This is a genomic window from Comamonas aquatilis (assembly GCF_965139575.1).
GTDB classification, from domain to species: domain Bacteria; phylum Pseudomonadota; class Gammaproteobacteria; order Burkholderiales; family Burkholderiaceae_C; genus Comamonas; species Comamonas aquatilis.
On sequence record NZ_CBCSIW010000029.1, the window covers coordinates 1 to 17163 of the forward strand.

General features: G+C 60.2%; 15 protein-coding genes and 1 tRNA gene. 5 read left to right on the forward strand and 11 right to left on the reverse strand.

The genetic code is table 11. The annotated features are described in order from the left end of the window. Window positions 1-243: 243 nt before the first annotated feature. Both ACNAZA_RS20960 and ACNAZA_RS20965 read left to right on the forward strand, forming a co-directional pair. Entirely contained in the window at window positions 244-786 is a 543-nt protein-coding gene (locus tag ACNAZA_RS20960) for a hypothetical protein (protein ID WP_415798434.1), read from the forward strand. A 672-nt stretch (window positions 787-1458) separates the two neighbouring features. After that, window positions 1459-2247 carry a hypothetical protein gene (locus ACNAZA_RS20965; RefSeq protein ID WP_415798435.1) on the forward strand — a complete coding sequence of 263 codons (789 nt, stop codon included), beginning with the start codon at window positions 1459-1461 and terminating at the stop codon, window positions 2245-2247. Between the two features lie 296 nt (window positions 2248-2543). Here the strand turns inward: ACNAZA_RS20965 and ACNAZA_RS20970 are convergent. The 7 genes from ACNAZA_RS20970 to ACNAZA_RS21000 all read right to left on the reverse strand — a co-directional run bounded on the left by ACNAZA_RS20970 (window position 2544) and on the right by ACNAZA_RS21000 (window position 11953). Beyond that, window positions 2544-2618, reverse strand: a tRNA-Arg gene (locus ACNAZA_RS20970). A 155-nt stretch (window positions 2619-2773) separates the two neighbouring features. Further along, window positions 2774-7105, reverse strand: a complete 4332-nt coding sequence (locus tag ACNAZA_RS20975; protein WP_415798436.1) for a translocation/assembly module TamB domain-containing protein — start codon at window positions 7103-7105, stop codon at window positions 2774-2776. Between the two features lie 2 nt (window positions 7106-7107). Continuing rightward, the gene (locus ACNAZA_RS20980) at window positions 7108-9015 is read right to left on the reverse strand and encodes an autotransporter assembly complex protein TamA (RefSeq protein ID WP_415798437.1); all 1908 of its coding nucleotides are present in this window, start codon (window positions 9013-9015) and stop codon (window positions 7108-7110) included. 4 nt (window positions 9016-9019) lie between these two features. Then, the gene (locus tag ACNAZA_RS20985) at window positions 9020-10204 is read right to left on the reverse strand and encodes a vWA domain-containing protein (protein ID WP_415798438.1); all 1185 of its coding nucleotides are present in this window, start codon (window positions 10202-10204) and stop codon (window positions 9020-9022) included. 18 nt (window positions 10205-10222) lie between these two features. Further along, window positions 10223-10825: a GNAT family N-acetyltransferase gene (locus ACNAZA_RS20990; protein ID WP_120971410.1), complete on the reverse strand. Its 603-nt coding sequence runs from the start codon at window positions 10823-10825 to the stop codon at window positions 10223-10225. An 11-nt stretch (window positions 10826-10836) separates the two neighbouring features. Next, the gene (locus tag ACNAZA_RS20995; RefSeq protein ID WP_415798439.1) at window positions 10837-11070 is read right to left on the reverse strand and encodes a hypothetical protein; all 234 of its coding nucleotides are present in this window, start codon (window positions 11068-11070) and stop codon (window positions 10837-10839) included. Window positions 11071-11098: 28 nt separating this feature from the next. Then, window positions 11099-11953: an AAA family ATPase gene (locus tag ACNAZA_RS21000; protein WP_415798440.1), complete on the reverse strand. Its 855-nt coding sequence runs from the start codon at window positions 11951-11953 to the stop codon at window positions 11099-11101. A gap of 117 nt (window positions 11954-12070) precedes the next feature. On the opposite strand from ACNAZA_RS21000, the gene ACNAZA_RS21005 reads away from it, so the two are divergent. Continuing rightward, on the forward strand, window positions 12071-12733 hold the full coding sequence (locus tag ACNAZA_RS21005; protein ID WP_415798441.1) for a c-type cytochrome: 663 nt from the start codon (window positions 12071-12073) through the stop codon (window positions 12731-12733). A 181-nt stretch (window positions 12734-12914) separates the two neighbouring features. Here ACNAZA_RS21005 and ACNAZA_RS21010 read toward each other — a convergent pair whose 3' ends face one another. Continuing rightward, entirely contained in the window at window positions 12915-13367 is a 453-nt protein-coding gene (locus tag ACNAZA_RS21010) for a DUF1841 family protein (protein ID WP_415798469.1), read from the reverse strand. A gap of 16 nt (window positions 13368-13383) precedes the next feature. Beyond that, complete coding sequence (gene kefC, locus ACNAZA_RS21015; protein ID WP_415798442.1) at window positions 13384-15261, reverse strand: glutathione-regulated potassium-efflux system protein KefC; 1878 nt, start codon at window positions 15259-15261, stop codon at window positions 13384-13386. 220 nt (window positions 15262-15481) lie between these two features. On the opposite strand from kefC, the gene ACNAZA_RS21020 reads away from it, so the two are divergent. Continuing rightward, window positions 15482-16111, forward strand: a complete 630-nt coding sequence (locus ACNAZA_RS21020) for a LysE family transporter (RefSeq protein ID WP_415798443.1) — start codon at window positions 15482-15484, stop codon at window positions 16109-16111. Here ACNAZA_RS21020 and ACNAZA_RS21025 read toward each other — a convergent pair. Next, a complete protein-coding gene (locus ACNAZA_RS21025) occupies window positions 16105-16227 on the reverse strand; it encodes a hypothetical protein (protein WP_415798444.1) in 123 nt (40 codons plus the stop codon). The two genes, ACNAZA_RS21020 and ACNAZA_RS21025, sit on opposite strands and share 7 nt — an antisense overlap. Window positions 16228-16249: 22 nt before the next feature. On the opposite strand from ACNAZA_RS21025, the gene ACNAZA_RS21030 reads away from it, so the two are divergent. Beyond that, window positions 16250-16714, forward strand: a complete 465-nt coding sequence (locus ACNAZA_RS21030) for a MaoC family dehydratase (protein ID WP_415798445.1) — start codon at window positions 16250-16252, stop codon at window positions 16712-16714. 116 nt (window positions 16715-16830) lie between these two features. On the opposite strand, the gene ACNAZA_RS21035 is transcribed toward ACNAZA_RS21030, so the two are convergent. Further along, entirely contained in the window at window positions 16831-17142 is a 312-nt protein-coding gene (locus ACNAZA_RS21035; protein ID WP_415798446.1) for a DUF4148 domain-containing protein, read from the reverse strand. Between the last annotated feature and the right edge of the window lie 21 nt (window positions 17143-17163).

Here is a 17163-nt window from a genome sequence, read left to right on the forward strand (position 1 = left end):
CCCTGATTCAGCCTCCCTCAGGAAGCCAATGATCTGCTCTTCGCTAAATCGCTTTTTCACGTCCAATCTCCTGTCGTTTGGGATTGGACTCCAAGTGCATCTGCTACTCAAATCCGGGGGGGTGTCGGGCAGCAAGAACGTCCTTTCGGACGCCTTGCTTCAATGAGGGATTCTCAAACCATCAGAACTTTCTTTAATTAGAAGTTTCTGTATCGGGAGTTGCAGCTTTTTGCGGGAAACAGCTTGCGCAACGCTACGCGAAGAGGCGGAGTTTCATATCTGGAGGCAGCCAAGGACGTGCTGCAGCACATCGGTAGCAGTTGTGCCCCGAGTGCAAGTATCGAAGAGATTGAGCTTTTGGTCCTTGAGCAGCTCGTGACATTGCGCTGGCAGTTGAATGATTCCGATGAGCTCAAAGCGATCGCATCGGCAGCCGGAGTGATGGGGGAACGGAATGCGTCGTTATCTGCCGTTCAGCGTGCTTTGCGCGACGGTGGGGAAGCCGCGGTGGCTGTAGCGTTGCTGCCCAGTGTGGCAGTGCTCCCATCCTTGATAAGCTCTGCCAAGGCCGATCCCCGATCGACATTTAGCAGGCTGGTGAAAAATCCGGCTGCATTGGCCGCAGCTGCTGTGCCGCGTCTCGCTGCGGTTCCCTTGGCAGCAGCCGCAGCGGTGCATCAGGCGGCTGGGGAGGCTTACCGTATCACGTTGCCCAGCGTGGTTCTCATAACGGGAATCCGCCAGAGGGATGGGGCGCAGGGGAGATGTGTTCTGCGCGAAAAATAAGGGGGAGTGGCTCCAGGATGGGAGCTGGCTGCGCGCTTCAGCCGGCGGTCATGGTTCATTGGTCGGAGACCCCCCTATAGGTACTCCTGGCAATGTTCCTCATGGGGGTAATTCGACCCCCTTGGGTGCGCCAGTGGATGAGCCTGTGAAAAGTGAACGTTCCAGTGAACAAGCATCGCTCGCTGAATGGAAATACAGCTTTTTTGCGTATTAATGACTTTTTTGTTTGTAGTTGAATTGCAGTTTTTTGCTTTTTTGGTGTGCTGAGTTTTTTAGGTGGAAGCGGCTGTGGTTCGCGGCATTAGGCTGAAAAGAGTACGGCGGTAATCTTTATGGGTGAAGAATGGCGAATTTCTGAGAATTTGTCCCCAATGTCCCCAAGCAAAAACGCTTGTCCCCAAAAAATTTTGGGGACACTTTTCTTTAATGGTGACAGTGGGTTAAGTGCTGTTTTTGGGGCTGTCCCCAATGTCCCCAAGAATTTTTGTCAATATCCGGAAGAACATTGAAAAAGCGGCATCTCTTGCGCTCTTTTGATTGATGCTTTTTTGTTGGTTAATTGCCAGCGCCCGAAATGGGCTGACCAGGGGCGCTCCTTGGTCTGCGTTGGGCAGCAAAAGTGCGCAGAGTGACAGTGCAAAAAAATCGAGGCGTAAAGAAAGGTGGGACAGTGTGAGAAAAGCAATCAATGCTCAAGCTGAGCGCCATAAACGGGAGGCTGTCTCGTTTGTTTTACAGGCCAATGGAGCCGCCTGTGGCCACTCGCGACAAACACTGCGGCATGTAGAAACGTGGTATTCCACGCAGATGCTCGAACTCATTCCCAAGGTCTGGCAGGCTAAGGTGCCAGGTATCTTCGATCAGCTCATTCCACCTGCCCGGATGCAGCAGATTGACCAGGCTATTTCGTTGTACCTTGAAGGCGATGATTCTGAGTTGCGCCCCTACATCAAAGGCCGGGTGTCTGTCGAAATTGGGTTTCGGTCGAGCAACCCTAGCTTTGGAGGCGCTCCTGTCTGGCGTTCGCGAAAGTTCTCTGATCCGCTCTACCTTACGCCCGCTGGGTTCCTGCATGGTTATCCAGAGGTGGATGAAGATTTATTTCTGGATCATGACCAGGCCAACGATGCATTGGCCTTTTACAGGGGCGTGCCTAACAAGCTCAAGCTGGACAATGCAAGCTACAACATATCTTCGCCCGCAGTCCTAGGGAAGATTGGGGGGCTTGGCTACAAGCGATGGCTGAAAGAGGTCAAGGGCCAGAACTACACCGAACCACGGCGCAGCCTTGCGGAATCTCATGAGATTTACCAAGCGTCGGGTCGAGAGGGTTTGAGGAAGCTGTATTCACCGTCCTATGTGTTCGCCCTGATTCGTAAGTTCAATGCCGAAGGGCTTGAGGTGGATAAGCAAGATTTTGATCGGATCGTCCACCCTCAAGGCTTCCCAGCTACAGCTTAGAGGCCATGCAGTTAACAGAGTCCGGAGTGCTCTGGGCTTTTTACGAACTGCGGCACAGACTTTTATCAACTTGGCAAATTTTTCGTCAGTGGCGTCATTCGAGATGAAGCCAGGGGGCGGAAAACTGGGGGCATCTGAAATGTGCCCCCAATTTTTAAAAATGTGCCCCCAAATGTGCCCCCAGATGCCCCCGGATTGCGGCACACTTCCATGGACTTCGGCGCACTTCGAATTGAGGTCTACAGGGGGAGAAAAGAAAAAGACCGGAAGGTTATGCACCTTCGCGGTCTTGAATTTGGTCCCCCCGACAGGAATCGAACCTGTATCTGTCGCTTAGGAGGCGACCGTTCTATCCATTGAACTACGGGGAGAAGCTGCGATTCTAACTGCGTTGGCTTGCTCCTTTGGCCTGGATGGCCGGGATCGACCGTTCAGCGGCAGCCTCAAGGGCTGCGTGCCGGTACGCTACATCAACTTCTATAGCGGATGGCGCTTGTTGATCAAGAACTAATAGCATGTTTGATACTTAATCCTTGCGCACGGTATAGACCAGATCGAGAGCGCTGGTCATCCCTGTCTGGGCACGCAGTGTGACGTTGCGTGACAGGTCGTAGAAGATGTAGATGATGCCCATGGCCCCCGACAGGCTTTGTTCATAGGTCACATACAAGTTGTCCGACAGGCGCTTGCCCAAGGTCAGGGCTGCGCCCGAGGCGTCGTTGTCGCCGCCGCCCTTGAAGCCCACTTCATCCAGTCCCAGGCTGCTCGCAATCTTGCCGCTGCTGCTGTTGCCGCCGGCCAGCAAGGCCATGGCCGCTTGCTGCAGCAGGGCGCTGCTGGCACCGCCGCTGGCCGGGTCGCGGCCCATGACGACCCAGGAAAGTTTTTCGGCATCAGGCAGGACGGGGTCCGAGTACAGCAGCACGCGTGGTGCGCTGGCCGTGCCCAGCACCTGCACACCGGCCTTGACGGCGATGTTGGGGCGCAGGGCCAGAATATCCAGCGAAGGGTTGTTGTAAGGACCGTTGAAGCGGATCAGGCCGGTTTCCACATCCAGCGACTGGCCCCAGGCTCGGTATCGGCCTTGCTCGGTGCTGATCTCGCCGGTCACGCTGGGCGGGCCGCCCACATAGCTGGCACCTTTGATTTCCAGTTGGCCGCGCAGCCGCGTGGTGATGCCAAAGCCTTGCAGGGCAAAGTCGCGGCCCAGATCCAGTTTGACGAGGATGTCCGGCACCTTGCGTGGTGTGGCGCGGGCCTGTTCCTTGCGTGCGACACGCTCTTGCTTTCTGCGTTCTTCCTCTTCGGCCTTACGCGATGCGGCGGAGTGCACCACCACGTCCTTGTCCAGAGAGGGTGCGGACTCCTCGGGCAGGATGATGGAAGCGCGATCCACTCCCAGATCGCCACGCAGCACAAACTGGCCTTGTTCCAGTCTGGCTTGCAGTTTGCCGGAGATGCTGACCTGGCGGTCGGCGCGCACCAGTACCTGCAGCTTTTTGGCTTCGGCCTGCAGGTTCATGGACAGGGTGGGTTCACCGCCGCTGCTGCCTGGCGCCGTCCATTGCGCATAGCCGGAGCCGATCAGCTCGCCTCCGTCATCGGGAGCGCTGGTCAGGTTGCCGCTATAGCCCAGAATGCGCGTCTTGCTGCCCTTGCCGCCCTTGAGGCGCAGTTCGGTGATATCCAGCCGCGTGCCCTGCAGCTTGGCGCGCAGCACGCCGTCCTGCAGATCAATGCCGTCGAGGATGGAGGTGATGCTCAGGCCGTCGGCGCTGATATTGCCGGCCCATTGGGGATCTTGCAGATTGCCGCTGATGACCACATCTGCGGCTAGCGCACCCTTGATGCGCCAGCCTGGCGGAGCAAACAGGGTCCAGATGCCGATATCGGGCATCTTGGCATGGAGCTGGCCCGAGAGCGGAGCCTTGTCGGGCAGGGTCCAGCCGCCATCGACATAGGCGAGCTGGGTGCGCAGCTCGCCCGTGCCATTGCCTGCGCGCTCGCTATCCCACAGCAGCTTGGCTGTCACATTGCTGCCCTGGGCCTGCACGGTCAGGCGTGCGTCCTTGATGCGAGCCCGCATGCCCGCGCCCTTGATGGTGCGGGTGCGGGTACTGCCGGCCTTGGTGGCGGTGGGGCCAGTGGTTTGCACCACGGTCGTGCCCGAACTCTCTTCCACGGCCAGGCGCAGATCGCCAGCGGCGCGCTCCACCACCAGTTCGGCCTTGAGGGCCTTGCCCAAAGTGTCCACATCCCAGCGACCATTGAAGCTCAGATCGCCCGACAGACCGGCTGACTCCAGCGGTGGATCGTCATCGCCCACGCTGAATGCATCAACCCAGGCCAGCGGAATGCCTTGCGCGCGACCCGTGCTGGTCAGGCCCCACTGGCCGTTGCCTGCCTTGGTGGCCTTGCTGTCGTTCCAGCTGAGCTGCACCGGGGCCAGCGGTTCGCTGCCGGTGCGGCGTATGCCCAGATCGGGCGGTGTCAGCTGCAGTCGGCCGGCGCTGATTTGATAGGCCGTGCTCAGCACGGTGTTGCCGCTGGTGCGCTGGCTGATCTGCACCGGCGCGCCTGGCATGAGCTGGGCCACCCAGGGGCCGGGCTTGCCGTTGCCGGGTTTGAGCTGGGCTTGCAGCTTTTCCAGGCTGGCTTGCCAGTCCAGTGGCGCAGCCGCCTTGGCATTGGACAGGCCGGCTTGCAACACGGTATCGAGTTGCACACTCTGGCCGGCCTGCTGGGCCTGGGCGATCAGGGCAATCTTGGCGTTTTCGGGGCTGCCCTTGATACTCAGCTGCAGCGCGGGAATGACGATGGCTTGCTCGGCCGGCGTATTGGCCGCCAGGTAGCGAATTTTTTCGCCCTGCACATTGGCCTTGATCTGCAATCCGCTGGCGGGCAGCTGCGCGCCCTGGCTGGCCTGGATGCGTTGCAGCAAATTGCCCCAGCCGCCGCTCCAGTCCATCTCGGCGCTGGCGGTGCCGTCCAGCTGTGCGCCGCTCAGCGGGTCTTGCATGCCGGGCAGTTTGCGCAGCCACTGGGTCAGCTGGGTCAGCGAGCTCAGCTTCAGCGTGGTTTGCCCCTTGCCATCCTTGGGGCCCATCTGACCTGCCAGTTGCAGATCGGCGCCGGGCACGCTGGCCTTGAGTTCGGCCTTGGCCTGCTGGCTCTCGGTGTTGAATTCCACATTTTTGGCATCTAGCTTGGCCTGCAGTGCCTCCAGCTGCAGAGTCTCCAGCTGCAGCAGCGGCGCTTGCCACTGGCCCTTGCCGGCCAGGGTCTGAATGCGCAGCGCCTTGCCCTGGGGCTTGCCTGCGGCACGCAGATCAACAGCGAAGGCCACGGCGGGTGCAGGCTCGGGTTGCTGGCGATCTTGCGGGTTGACGGGCAAGTCTGGCGTCAGCGTCTGGGCCTGCACAGAGCCTTGCAGCGGCGCGGCTTCCAGCGTGCTCAGAATGTCTGTGGGGTTGAGTTGCTCGATCAGCAGCTTGCCGTCGAACATCTGGCCTGCGGGAACATAGCGGCCCGTGAGCTTGAGCTGTCCCTTGCCGATCTCCATCTGGCTTTCATCGACCAGCCACTGGCCGCCGTCAAAGTTGACACGGGCCTGCAATTGCTTGATCGGCAAGCGCTGCTTGTCCCATGGGCCGGGCAGGGCGTTGCTGAACTGCGCGGACAGTGCCCAGGTCGCTTGGCTGTGCTCGCTGGCTTGCGGCTGCTGGCCTGCGGTGGTGGCGGAATCTGCGGTCAACACCGGACCGGGACCGGCGGTCAGCTCGCCGGACAGGGCTGTGCGCGGGCCTTGGGGCCAGAAAGCCGCCAGGTCCAGATTCTTGAGCAAAGCCTGAGCGGACAGCAGCGGCTGCTCTTTCCAGGGCATGATGCTGGCCTTGATATCGGCCAGCATGGGCAGGTCTTCGACAGCTTGCTCTGCTTTCTCTAGCTGCTTGCGCTTGCTGTTACTTGACTTTGAAGTGTTTTTATCATCAGAGGCTTTTTCTTCAAGCGCTGGTTGCTCCTGAATTTGCGCCTCTGCATGGGCACTCAGGCTCAGCTGGGCCGCTTCGGTTGCCAGCGTGCCTTCAATCTGCGCCTTGGCCAGCACCTCGATCAGGGCCGCAGGCAGGCCGTTTTTGGCTTGCAAGGGGTTGGGCGTTTGCAGCTGGCCTTGCAGCTGCGCCTTGAGCTGCATGGGAGCTGCACCCTGCATGCGTGCTTGCAGCTGGTAGTTGCCATCGGCCACGTGCAGGCTTCGAACCTGCAGCTCGTGATGGCTGCCGGTGTATTCATAAACGCCGCTGAGGTCTTGCACCACAACCTCGGGTGGGCCGTTCCAGACAATGCGATCGACCTTGAAAGGCAGCTCGATCTTGACGGGCAGGTGCAGCGATTGCAGCGGCTCGCTGGGCTTTTTCTCGGGGTCTGGCGTGCTGGCAATCTGCAGCTCGGCCACGTGCACCTCGCCGAGCCTGAGGACACGCGAGAAGATCAGCGGGCGCAACTGCCAGCCGATTTTGGCGTCCTTGATCTCGACTTTCATGGTCGGACTTTGCCATTGCAGCCAGCCGATGCGGCCGCCGTTCTTGACGCTTCCCGTCACCTCTTTGGCAGACAGGCTCTGGCCTTCGGGCAGCCAGCGCGCCACACGTTGCAAGGTCTGGGCCAGAGAGTCGTCGCGGCCTATCCACCAGAACAGACTGCCCAGAGCGATGGCGAGCACCAGCATCAGGGTCAGCGTCAGCCAGCCCAGTGTACGCAGCCAGCGGCGGCGCTTGCGCGGGGTTGCGGGGGCTGTGCCGGGGTTGTGATTGGCCTCGGGCGTCTGGCCCGGGCTGTTGGTTGGGGTATCCGTCATGTTTAGAACGTGAAGCCCAGGCGCAGGTGCAGCCGCAGCTGCTTTTCCTGTGCGCCCCAGGCGATATCTGCTTGTATGGGGCCTACGGGGCTTTTCCAGCGGATGCCGGTACCCACGCCGACGCGCATGTACATGTGATCGAACTCATCGCCCACCGTACCCGCATCGACGAACAGCGTGTGTTCGAAGTCCTGCGTATTGCCCTTGATGGTGACGGGGCGCTGCCATTCGACGCTGCCCGAGGCCAGGTAGCGGCCCGCGATGACGCGGTTGTTGTCGGTGCGTGCGCCTATGGATTGATAGCCGTAGCCGCGCACGGTGTTGTCGCCACCGGTCAGAAACATCAGCGTGGTGGGGATGTCCACCTCTTTTCTGGCCAGCAAGGCACCCACCGATGCCTTGAGCTGCAAGCGGCTGCGGCGTCGGGTTTCCTCATCGCGCTCGCCCATAGGGATCAGGCTCAGCCAGCGGCCGGTGATGCGGCCAAACGGTGTTTTCTGCGGGTTCAACGTGGTGCCTGCACCAGCCTCCCAGGCCAGACCGAAGCCCGAACTTGGCAGCAGATTGTTGTCAAAGTAGCGTGCCGTCCAGCCGTAGTTGGCCATCAGCGACGAGGCACCGGGCGGCGCGCCATCGCCCAGGGTCTTGGCATAGTCGTATTGCAGATAATAGTTGCGCTCGATGTGGTCGTCGGCCTTGGAGCGGCCCATGCGCAGCATGGCGCTGTTGGTGTTGAAGTCGCCGGCTGGCGAGCGCTCCAGCTTGCCGCCCGCAAACCAGCGCCACAAGTCCTCGCCGGGCAAGCCGGTGACCTGGGTGGAGATCAGAGGGTTCTTCCTGTCCAGCTGCAGCTTGCTCACGGCGCGCCAGTTCAGCCCCGGCACCTTGTTGTGGATGTGATCTACGGACAGGCGCGGGCCTGTATCGGTGCTGATACCCACACCGAACACCCATTTTTGCAGCTTGGCTTCGCGAACCTTGGCAATTACCGGAGAGGTGACCTGGGCACCCTGGGCGTCGCGGGCTTGTTGGTTTTTCTCTTCGCTCGCCGTCTGCTGCGGGGCATCGGCCAGGGTCAGAAACACCGATTCGTAGTAGCCGCTGCTGACCAGGCGCTGTTGCGCATCGAGCATGGATTGCTGATCATATTCCTGGCCCTCAGGCAGGCGGGCAATGCGCGCCGTGGCCACGGGGTCGTAGCGCTCGGCACCTTCAATCTGCAGCGGGCCGAAGCTGTAGGCCGGGCCGGGCGCATAAGCTACGCTGACATTGGCCTTGTGGGTGTCGGCGTCGATGTCGGCCAGGCTGGAATCGATGCGGGCCAGCGGGTAGCGGCGCTTTTGCAGCTCCCTCAAACCGCCGCTTTTCGCGCCGCTCCAGGCCGACTGGGTGAACTGTTCGCCGGGCTGCAGCGGCCAGGTCTCCAGAATCTGCAGTCTTTGCGACAGACCCAGCTCATCTTCGGCATTGACGCCGGTAAAGCGCACATCGGACTTTTCGATCAGCGCAGGCGGGCCGGGGTCCACTTTCACCACGATCTTGCTCGGCGCTTCGTCATCGGGCGTGTCGCTGAGTTCTACGGTTACCGTGGGGCTGAAGTAGCCCAGCGTGCCGATCAGATCGCGCACATTGGCATCGGTCGCTCCCAACAGGCGCGTGAGTTCGCGCCGTTGCAGATCGGGTTGATAGCGATAGCGTTTGAGCTCCAGATGCTTTTCCAGCAGCTCGCGAATTTCCTTGGGGGCATCCACTTCCAGTGTGAATGCCGGGTCTCCGGTCACGGCCGCAATGGCCGGGTCGGCATCTTTGTCTTTGGGGGAGAGAAGGCTGCAGCCGCCAAGCAACAAAGCAGCTCCCAAAAGAAAACTTGGCCTCAAGGCCGTTACTGTCAGAGGCAATTTCTTGGGCATCCTCCTATTTTGACAGCATGCGCATGGCGTCCTCCAAGCCCTTGAGTGACAAAGGGTACATACGCTGGCTCATCAGCTGCTCGATGATGGAGATGCTCTGGCGGTATTGCCAGACGCCCTGAGGCTCGGGGTTGATCCAGGCAAACTTGGGGAAAGCATGGGTCAGGCGCTGCAGCCACTCGGCTCCGGGCTCCTCGTTCATGTATTCCACCGAGCCTCCGGGTTGCAGGATTTCATAAGGGCTCATGGTCGCGTCACCGACAAAGATCAGCTTGTAATCCTTGTTGTATTTGCGAATGATGTCCCAGGTCGAGAACTTCTCGGCAAAGCGGCGGCGGTTGTTCTTCCACATGAAGTCATAGACGCAGTTGTGAAAGTAATAGAACTCCAGGTGCTTGAGTTCGCTTTTCACCGCCGAGAACAACTCCTCCACACGCTGGATATGCTCGTCCATAGTGCCGCCCACGTCCATGAGCAGCAGCACTTTCACGTTGTTGTGCCGCTCCGGAATCATCTTGATATCCAGATAGCCGGCATTGGCTGCCGTGGCGCGAATGGTGTCGGGCAGATCCAGCTCCAGCTCGTTGCCGTCGCGCGCAAACTTGCGCAGGCGGCGCAGCGCCACCTTGATGTTGCGCGTGCCCAGCTCCTGGGTGTCGTCGTAGTCGCGGTAGGCGCGCTGCTCCCAGACTTTCACTGCACTTTTGTTGCGGCCCGGCCCGCCAATGCGTATGCCGGCCGGGTTGTAGCCGCCGTGACCGAAGGGGCTGGTGCCGCCGGTGCCAATCCACTTGTTGCCGCCTTCGTGGCGCTCTTTTTGCTCTTCCAGTCGTTTCTTGAGCGTCTCCATGAGCTCGTCCCAATCCATGGCTTCGAGCTTGGCTTTCTCTTCGGGGCTGAGTTCGCGCTCCAGCAACTGCTTGAGCCAGTCCTGCGGAATTTCCTTGGTCAGGTCGGCCAGCATTTCCACACCCTTGAAATAGGCGGCAAAAGCGCGGTCGTATTTGTCGTAGTGCTTCTCGTCCTTGACCAAGATCGTGCGGCCCAGATGATAGAAATCATCCAGGCTCCAGTTCTCGCCCTTGGGGCCGACGATGCCGGCATCCAGCGCCTGCAGCAGCATCAGAAATTCCTTGACCGAAACCGGCAGCTTGGCCGCGCGCAAGGTGTAGAAGAAATCAATCAGCATCAAATATGCCTCCAGCGCTTATTTGGCGGTCGCATGCTGCTCCAGAAGATAGAGCAACTGGGCACGGGCCTCCGGCCACTCGCCGCTACGCATGCTGTACATCACCGTGTCGCGTATCGTGCCGTCGCGGCGCAGTGCATGGCCGCGGATGACGCCGTCTTTTTTCGCACCCAGGCGCTCGATGGCGCGCTGGCTGGCAAAGTTGAAATTGTCCGTGCGCCAGCCCACCACATGGCAGGCCAGCGTGCCAAAGGCATGGGCCAGCAGAAGCAGCTTGGCCGAGGTGTTGACATGAGAGCGCTGCACGCTGGCTGCATACCAGGTGTAGCCGATTTCCACGCGGCGAATGGCGGGAACGATGTCGTGATAGCTGGTGGTGCCCAGCACCTTGCCGCTGGCATCGTCGAGCACGGCAAAGGCAAAGCGGTGGCCTTGCTCGCGGCCCAGCAAGGCGGTTTCGATGTAGCTGCGGGTTTCCTGCGGCTCGGGCACGGAGGTGACGCGAATCTTCCACAGTTCGCCATCGGCCGCTGCGGCGGCAAGCCCGGCTTCATGCTCTAGGCCCAATGGCTCCAGTCGCACGCCGCGGTCGCGCAAGGTGACAGGTTCGATAAATGCCATGATCCACCTCCTCAGTTCTTGCCCGTCTGCACACGCATGCGGGCTCGCCCAAATCTGGCCAGCTTCAGGCCCAGGCCGGCGCACAGGCCCACCAGGGCAATGGCCGCAATGGTGCCCGCCCCATAGCCGGGGGCAAACAGCTCCAGACCCAGCACATGGGCCAGGCCCCAGCCGGCCAGGGCGCCGCCCACAAAACCCAGCGCGTCGGTACAGCCTTCCAGCAGCAATTGCTGTGCAGTGCTCATCGAGGTCTCCTCCGGTCGCAGGTGCGGCCTATCGGTTGCGCTGGTTCATGAACACCAGCTTTTCAAACAGACTCATATCCTGTTCGTTCTTGAGCAAAGCACCTACCAGCGGCGGCACGGTCACCTTGCCGTCTTCGGCCTTGAGCGATTCCGGTGGAATGTCCTCGGCTACCAGCAGCTTGAGCCAGTCGATCAGCTCAGATGTAGAAGGCTTTTTCTTCAGACCCGGCAGGTTGCGCACGTCATAAAAGACCTTCATGGCGGCGCTCAGCAATTCGCCCTGCAGCTTGGGGAAGTGCACGGCCACGATCTGGCGCATGGTCTCCTGATCGGGGAATTTGATGTAGTGGAAAAAGCAGCGGCGCAGAAAGGCGTCTGGCAGCTCTTTTTCGTTGTTCGAAGTGATGAAGACCAGGGGCCGGTGCTTGGCGCGAATCATCTGACGCGTCTCGTAGCAGTAGAACTCCATGCGGTCGATTTCGCGCAGCAAATCGTTGGGGAATTCGATGTCGGCCTTGTCGATCTCATCGATCAGCAGGGCCACGGGCTCGTTGGCCGTGAAGGCCTGCCACAGCACGCCTTTGACGATGTAATTGTTGATGTCCTTGACGCGTTCGCTGCCTTCCACATCCGCCAGTTGGCTGTCGCGCAGACGGCTCACGGCGTCATATTCATAAAGGCCTTGCTGCGCCTTGGTGGTGGATTTGATATGCCACTGCAGCAGCGGCATCTTCAGCGCGGAGGCCACTTCTTCGGCCAGCATGGTCTTGCCCGTGCCGGGCTCGCCCTTGACTAGCAGCGGACGCTGCAGCGTGGCAGCGGCGTTGACGGCCAGCATCAGGTCTTGTGTGGCAACGTATTGGTCGGAACCTTGGAACTTCATGGGCGGTCTATCAGCGTAAGTAGGGATAAGCGTGTCAAATTCTCGCTGCCATAATCATTTTCACTGCAGCAAGGCATTGAGCACCCGTCTGAACTCTTGAAGGATTGTGCGCGCAAAATGAGAAAAACTTGGACCACGGTATTGGCAGCAGCTGTCGCATCAGTGACCAGTCTGGCACAGGCCCAGGCCGTCAGCGGCGATGCAAAAGCAGGGCAGGGAAAGATTGCCATGTGTATCGGCTGCCACGGCATTCCAGGCTATCAGGCCAGTTTCCCTGAAGTTTACAAAGTTCCCATGATTGGCGGCCAGAATGCCGCTTACATCGTCTCTGCATTGCAGGCCTATAAAAAAGGCGAGCGCAAACACCCCACCATGCGCGGCATTGCCGATTCACTGAGCGACCAGGACATGGCCGACGTGGCAGCGCTCTATGCCAGCCATGGCAAAACCAAGGATGCCAAGCCCAGGGAAGCCAGCGCAGCCGTTGCCCCGCTGCTGCAAAAAGGCGCTTGTTTCTCCTGTCATGGCGAAGCGTTTTCCAAACCCATTGATCCCTCCTACCCCAAGGTGGCGGGCCAGTATTCGGATTACGTCTTCCGTGCCCTGCAGTCATACAAGACCGAAGGCAATCCCCATATAGGTCGCAGCAACGGCGTGATGGCCGGTATCGCCAAGCAGTTCAACAACAACGAGCTGCAGCTGTTGGCCAAATATATAGGCAGCCTGGACAGCGAGATGCAGGTCGTAGCCCAGCCGCACTTCAAGCTGGGGCAAAAGTAATTTGCATCACCCACAACACAAAGCCCGCAGATGCGGGCTTTGTGTTTTTTTATGAGTGATGAGTCGTTGGCGATGCGCTTGATCAGGCATGTGCCAAATACCGGTGATGGCAAGCAAGGGCAGTCCCGCAGAGAGGCCGTTGTCCCCCTCCCGAAGAGAGAGGGGGAAGGCGCGCAGCGCCTCAGGGGGAGCTCTTGAAACTCCCGTCGCTGGTTGCCAGCCGCTGCACGCCTGCCACATAGGCCTCGCCATCGGGCGGGCGGCCCGAGCGCTGGCTTTCCCAGAGCATCTGGCCCAGGCATTCCATGGTTGCATGGTGGGCGTCGTGCAGATCGCGCTTTTTGGTCAGCAATTCCACGGCTTGGCGAATGCCCCGTGGAGAGTCCACGCTGCATTGCTCGCTGATGGACAGGTGCATGGACAGGTGCAGGAACGGGTTGGTGCGTTCGGGCTCGGCGTCATAGTTGCGCACCAGAGCGGCATCCACATCGGACAGCTCTGCAAAATACTCGGGGTGCTCATCAATCCACAGACTGGCCAGCGTCTCGATGGCCTCCATGGGGGCGCCGCTGATCATCTTGGCGCGCACTCCGCAAAAAAATAGCCGTACGTCGGCTTGACTGGGGTTGAACATGATGGCGCGCAGCGTATCACGCCTCATCCCGGCCGGCTGGCCTGTGGTTTTGGCCGTCCGGCTGTTCGTCCTGCAGCAGTGCGGCGCGCTCCTTTGCCATCTGTTCCACCAGTTGCTGGCGCCCCTGTTTGGCCACGGCAATCAGCTGATTCTGGTTCTGATCCTTGTAATGCGGGTACATGCGCTCGGCCAGATCCAGATTGTGTTCACGAAAGCGCTCGGCCATGCGTTTGGCATCGGCAGGGCTTTCGCCTACCAGTTCCAGAACGGACTGGGCCGACGCCAGGCTGGACTCGAACACTTCACGCTGTATGTGCTCTATGTCCAGGTCGCGCAGGCGAAACCAGTGGTCCAGATCTCGTGCTCTGGCCACGATTTCCAGATCGGGGAAATGCTTGCGCGCCTGGCTGGCAATCTTGACGGACTGGTCGGGGGCATCCACGGCAATCACCAGCACGCGGGCTTTGGCCGCGCCGGCAATGCGCAGCAGATCGACCCGTGTGGCATCGCCATAGAAGACGCGGTAGCCATAGGTCTGAGCGGCCTCCAGCATTTCCACGCTGTGGTCCAGGATGGTGGGGCGTATGCCCTGGGCCAGCAGCACGCGGGCCACGATCTGCCCGTAGCGGCCAAAGCCGGCCACGATGATGGGGGCTTCCTGGGGTTCTGAAATTTCCCTGGCCTTGTCCTGCGGGTCCTGGGCTTCCTTGATAGCCGCAAAGCGGCGCAGCAGCAGCTTGTCCAGCAACACCAGCAGCAAAGGCCCCAGCAGCATGGACAGCGCCACGGCGGCCACCAGCATGGAGGAGACGCTGTGCTGGAACACCTTGTACTGGGCCGCAGTCTGGAAGACCACAAAGGCAAATTCGCCGCCCTGGGCCAGCATCAGCGTGAAGACCGGGCGCTCGCGCCAGGGAATGTTCATGACCTTGGCCAGGCCAAAGATCATCAGCGCCTTCAGGCTCAAAAAGCCCAGCACCATGGCTGCCATGGCCAGAGGCGATTGGAGAATCACGCCGAAATCGATGCTCATGCCCACGGCCATGAAGAACAGGCCCAGCAGCAAGCCTTTGAAGGGCTCGATATTGGTTTCCAGCTCGCTGCGGTATTCGCTGTCGGCCAGCAGCACGCCGGCCAGAAAAGCGCCCAGTGCCATGGACAGGCCGACTTGCACCATCAGCATGGCAATGCCCACCACCAGCAGCAGCGACGTGGCGGTGAAGATCTCGGGCGTCTTGCTGCGGGCAATCCAGCGCAGCACCGGTTGCAGCAGCAGTCGCCCGCCGATGATGACGGCGCCAATCGTGCCCACGGTTTTGAAAATGGTCAGCCAGACATGGCTTTCGCCATGGGTGGCGGCGGCTGCCTTGTAGGCGCCCAGAATCGGGATCAGCGCCAGGATGGGAATGGCGGCCACGTCCTGGAACAGCAGGATGGAGAACGCGGCCTGACCGCTGGGCGTGCGCATCAGATTGCGCTCGGACATGACTTGCAGGCAGATGGCGGTGGACGATAGTGCCAGCCCCATGCCGGCGATCAGGCTGACCCGCCATGAAAAGCCAAAGGCCCAGGCGGCCAAAAACAAAATGCCGGTGCAGACTGCCATCTGTGCCATGCCCCAGCCGAAAATCGGTCGGCGCAACTCCCACAGCCGCTTGGGCTGCAGCTCAAGGCCGATGACAAACAGCATGAGCACCACGCCAAATTCGGCAAAGTGCAGTATGTCCTCCACATTGCTCACCAGCCCTAAACCCCAGGGGCCCATGGCAATGCCTGCGCCCAGGTAGCCGATGATGGCCCCCAGACCCAGGGCGCGGGCAAGGGGCACGGCCAGAACGGCCGCAGCGAGATAGGTAAAGCCGTAAGTCAGCCAGATGGGAGCGCTGTGTTCCATATGTGGGTCGTGTTTGATTGGTGTTAACCCGTATTGTTAGAACATTGTGGCACTCAGAAACCGTTGCCAGTTAAAGGCCGGCAGCAAATTTGCAGCCAATCGGTGTGAACGGCATGCAAGGGCTGTCCCGCCTGGGGCTGTCCCGCCAGGGTCTGCAGGCAAAGAGCACAACTTTTAAGATACTGCTCTTGCTTTACGGTTTTGGCGTTTGGGGTTTCTCATGGATTGGCATACCTGGCTGGCGTTTTTTGTGGCTTCCTGGATCATCGCGGTGTCGCCGGGCTCGGGGGCTGTGTTGTCCATGAGCCATGGGCTTTCATATGGCGTGCGCAAGACCAGTGCCACCATCCTGGGGCTGCAACTGGGTTTGTTGCTCATCTTGTTGATAGCGGGGGCCGGAGTGGGCTCGCTGTTGATGGCCTCGGAGATTGCTTTCAACGTGGTCAAGATCGTGGGCGCTGCTTATCTGATCTATCTGGGCATCAGCCAGTGGCGGGCCGGCGGCTCGGCGCTGGCTGCGCAGGAGAGCATGCCGCAGATCAGCTTTCAAAAGCGGGTGCTCACCGGATTTCTGACCAATGCCACCAATCCCAAGGGCATCATCTTCATGGTGGCCGTGCTGCCCCAGTTCATGAGCAGCAACCGCCCTCTGGCTCCGCAGCTGGCGATTCTGGCGGTGACCATGCTGGCTGTGGACACCGTGGTCATGCACAGCTATGCCGCCGGAGCCAGCGCCTTGCGCAGCCTGATGCGCAGCGCCCGTGCCATGCGCAACCAAAATCGCGTCTTCGGCAGCCTGCTGGTGGCGGTGGGTACAGGGCTGTTCTTTGTTCAGCGTGCAAATCAGTAAGCTTCAACATTAAAAGTCATAGCTTCCAGCCATTGCCAAGTAAGGGCTAAAGCCTTGTTTTGCTGGATTTTTAGTGGTTTGCCATGACTTGTCGCATGGCAGACAAAGCCTGACATGGGCGCCCTCTACATTGGGTGCATGAAAACCTTCCACTCCTACTCCGAAGTGCTGGCCTGCATTGGCCAGGAAGTTGCGGTCAGCGACTGGGTCACCATCACCCAGGCACAGATCCAGATGTTTGCAGACGCCACGGGCGACCAGCAATGGATTCACACCGACCCGGAGCGGGCCGCCAAAGGCCCGTTTGGCGCGCCGATCGCCCATGGTTTTCTGACGCTGTCGTTGCTGCCTCAGTTCTTTGAATCCACGTTTTCCATCGAGGGCTCGAAGATGGGCGTGAACTATGGCCTCAACCGTGTGCGTTTTGTGGCTCCCGTGCCCGTCAACAGCCGCTTGCGCGCCCGCATGAACTTGCAGCATGCCGAGCGTGTGGAGCCCGACGGTATTCAGATGACCTGGCTGGTCACGGTGGAGCGCGAAGGCAGCGACAAGCCGGTATGCGTGGCTGAATCGCTGGCGCGCAGCTTTGGTGCTGCGGCCTGAGATCTGCTGCATTGCCCTGAAATGAAAAAAGCCCCAAGGGTTTCCTTGGGGCTTTGCTGCCTGTGGGGCTGGGTTCTGGCGCTTGCCTGGCGCTTTTCTGGCACAGGCCTTGGTTTTCATTCGCCGTAGCTGTCCAGCAAACCGGCCTTGCCAGCGGCTACCGTTTCCTGGCGTACTTGTTCGCGGCTGAGGTTAGAAGGCTGCTGTGTCTGGGCGGACAGGGGCAGGTAGGAGGCGTCTCCGGACAGCAGCTGACCTTGTGCCAGAGCATCCATGGTCTGGGCCTTTACCTGGGCACGGGTCAGAGTGGAGTGGCTTTCGGTCTGGGGTGGGTAATGGCCGCTGGTGAAGTCAAATCCTGCAGCCTGTGCGGCGGCGGCAGACATGGCAAGGGTGGCAACGATTGCGAGGCGGTTGGCGTATTTCATGATTCTTCCTTTTCAGCGTGG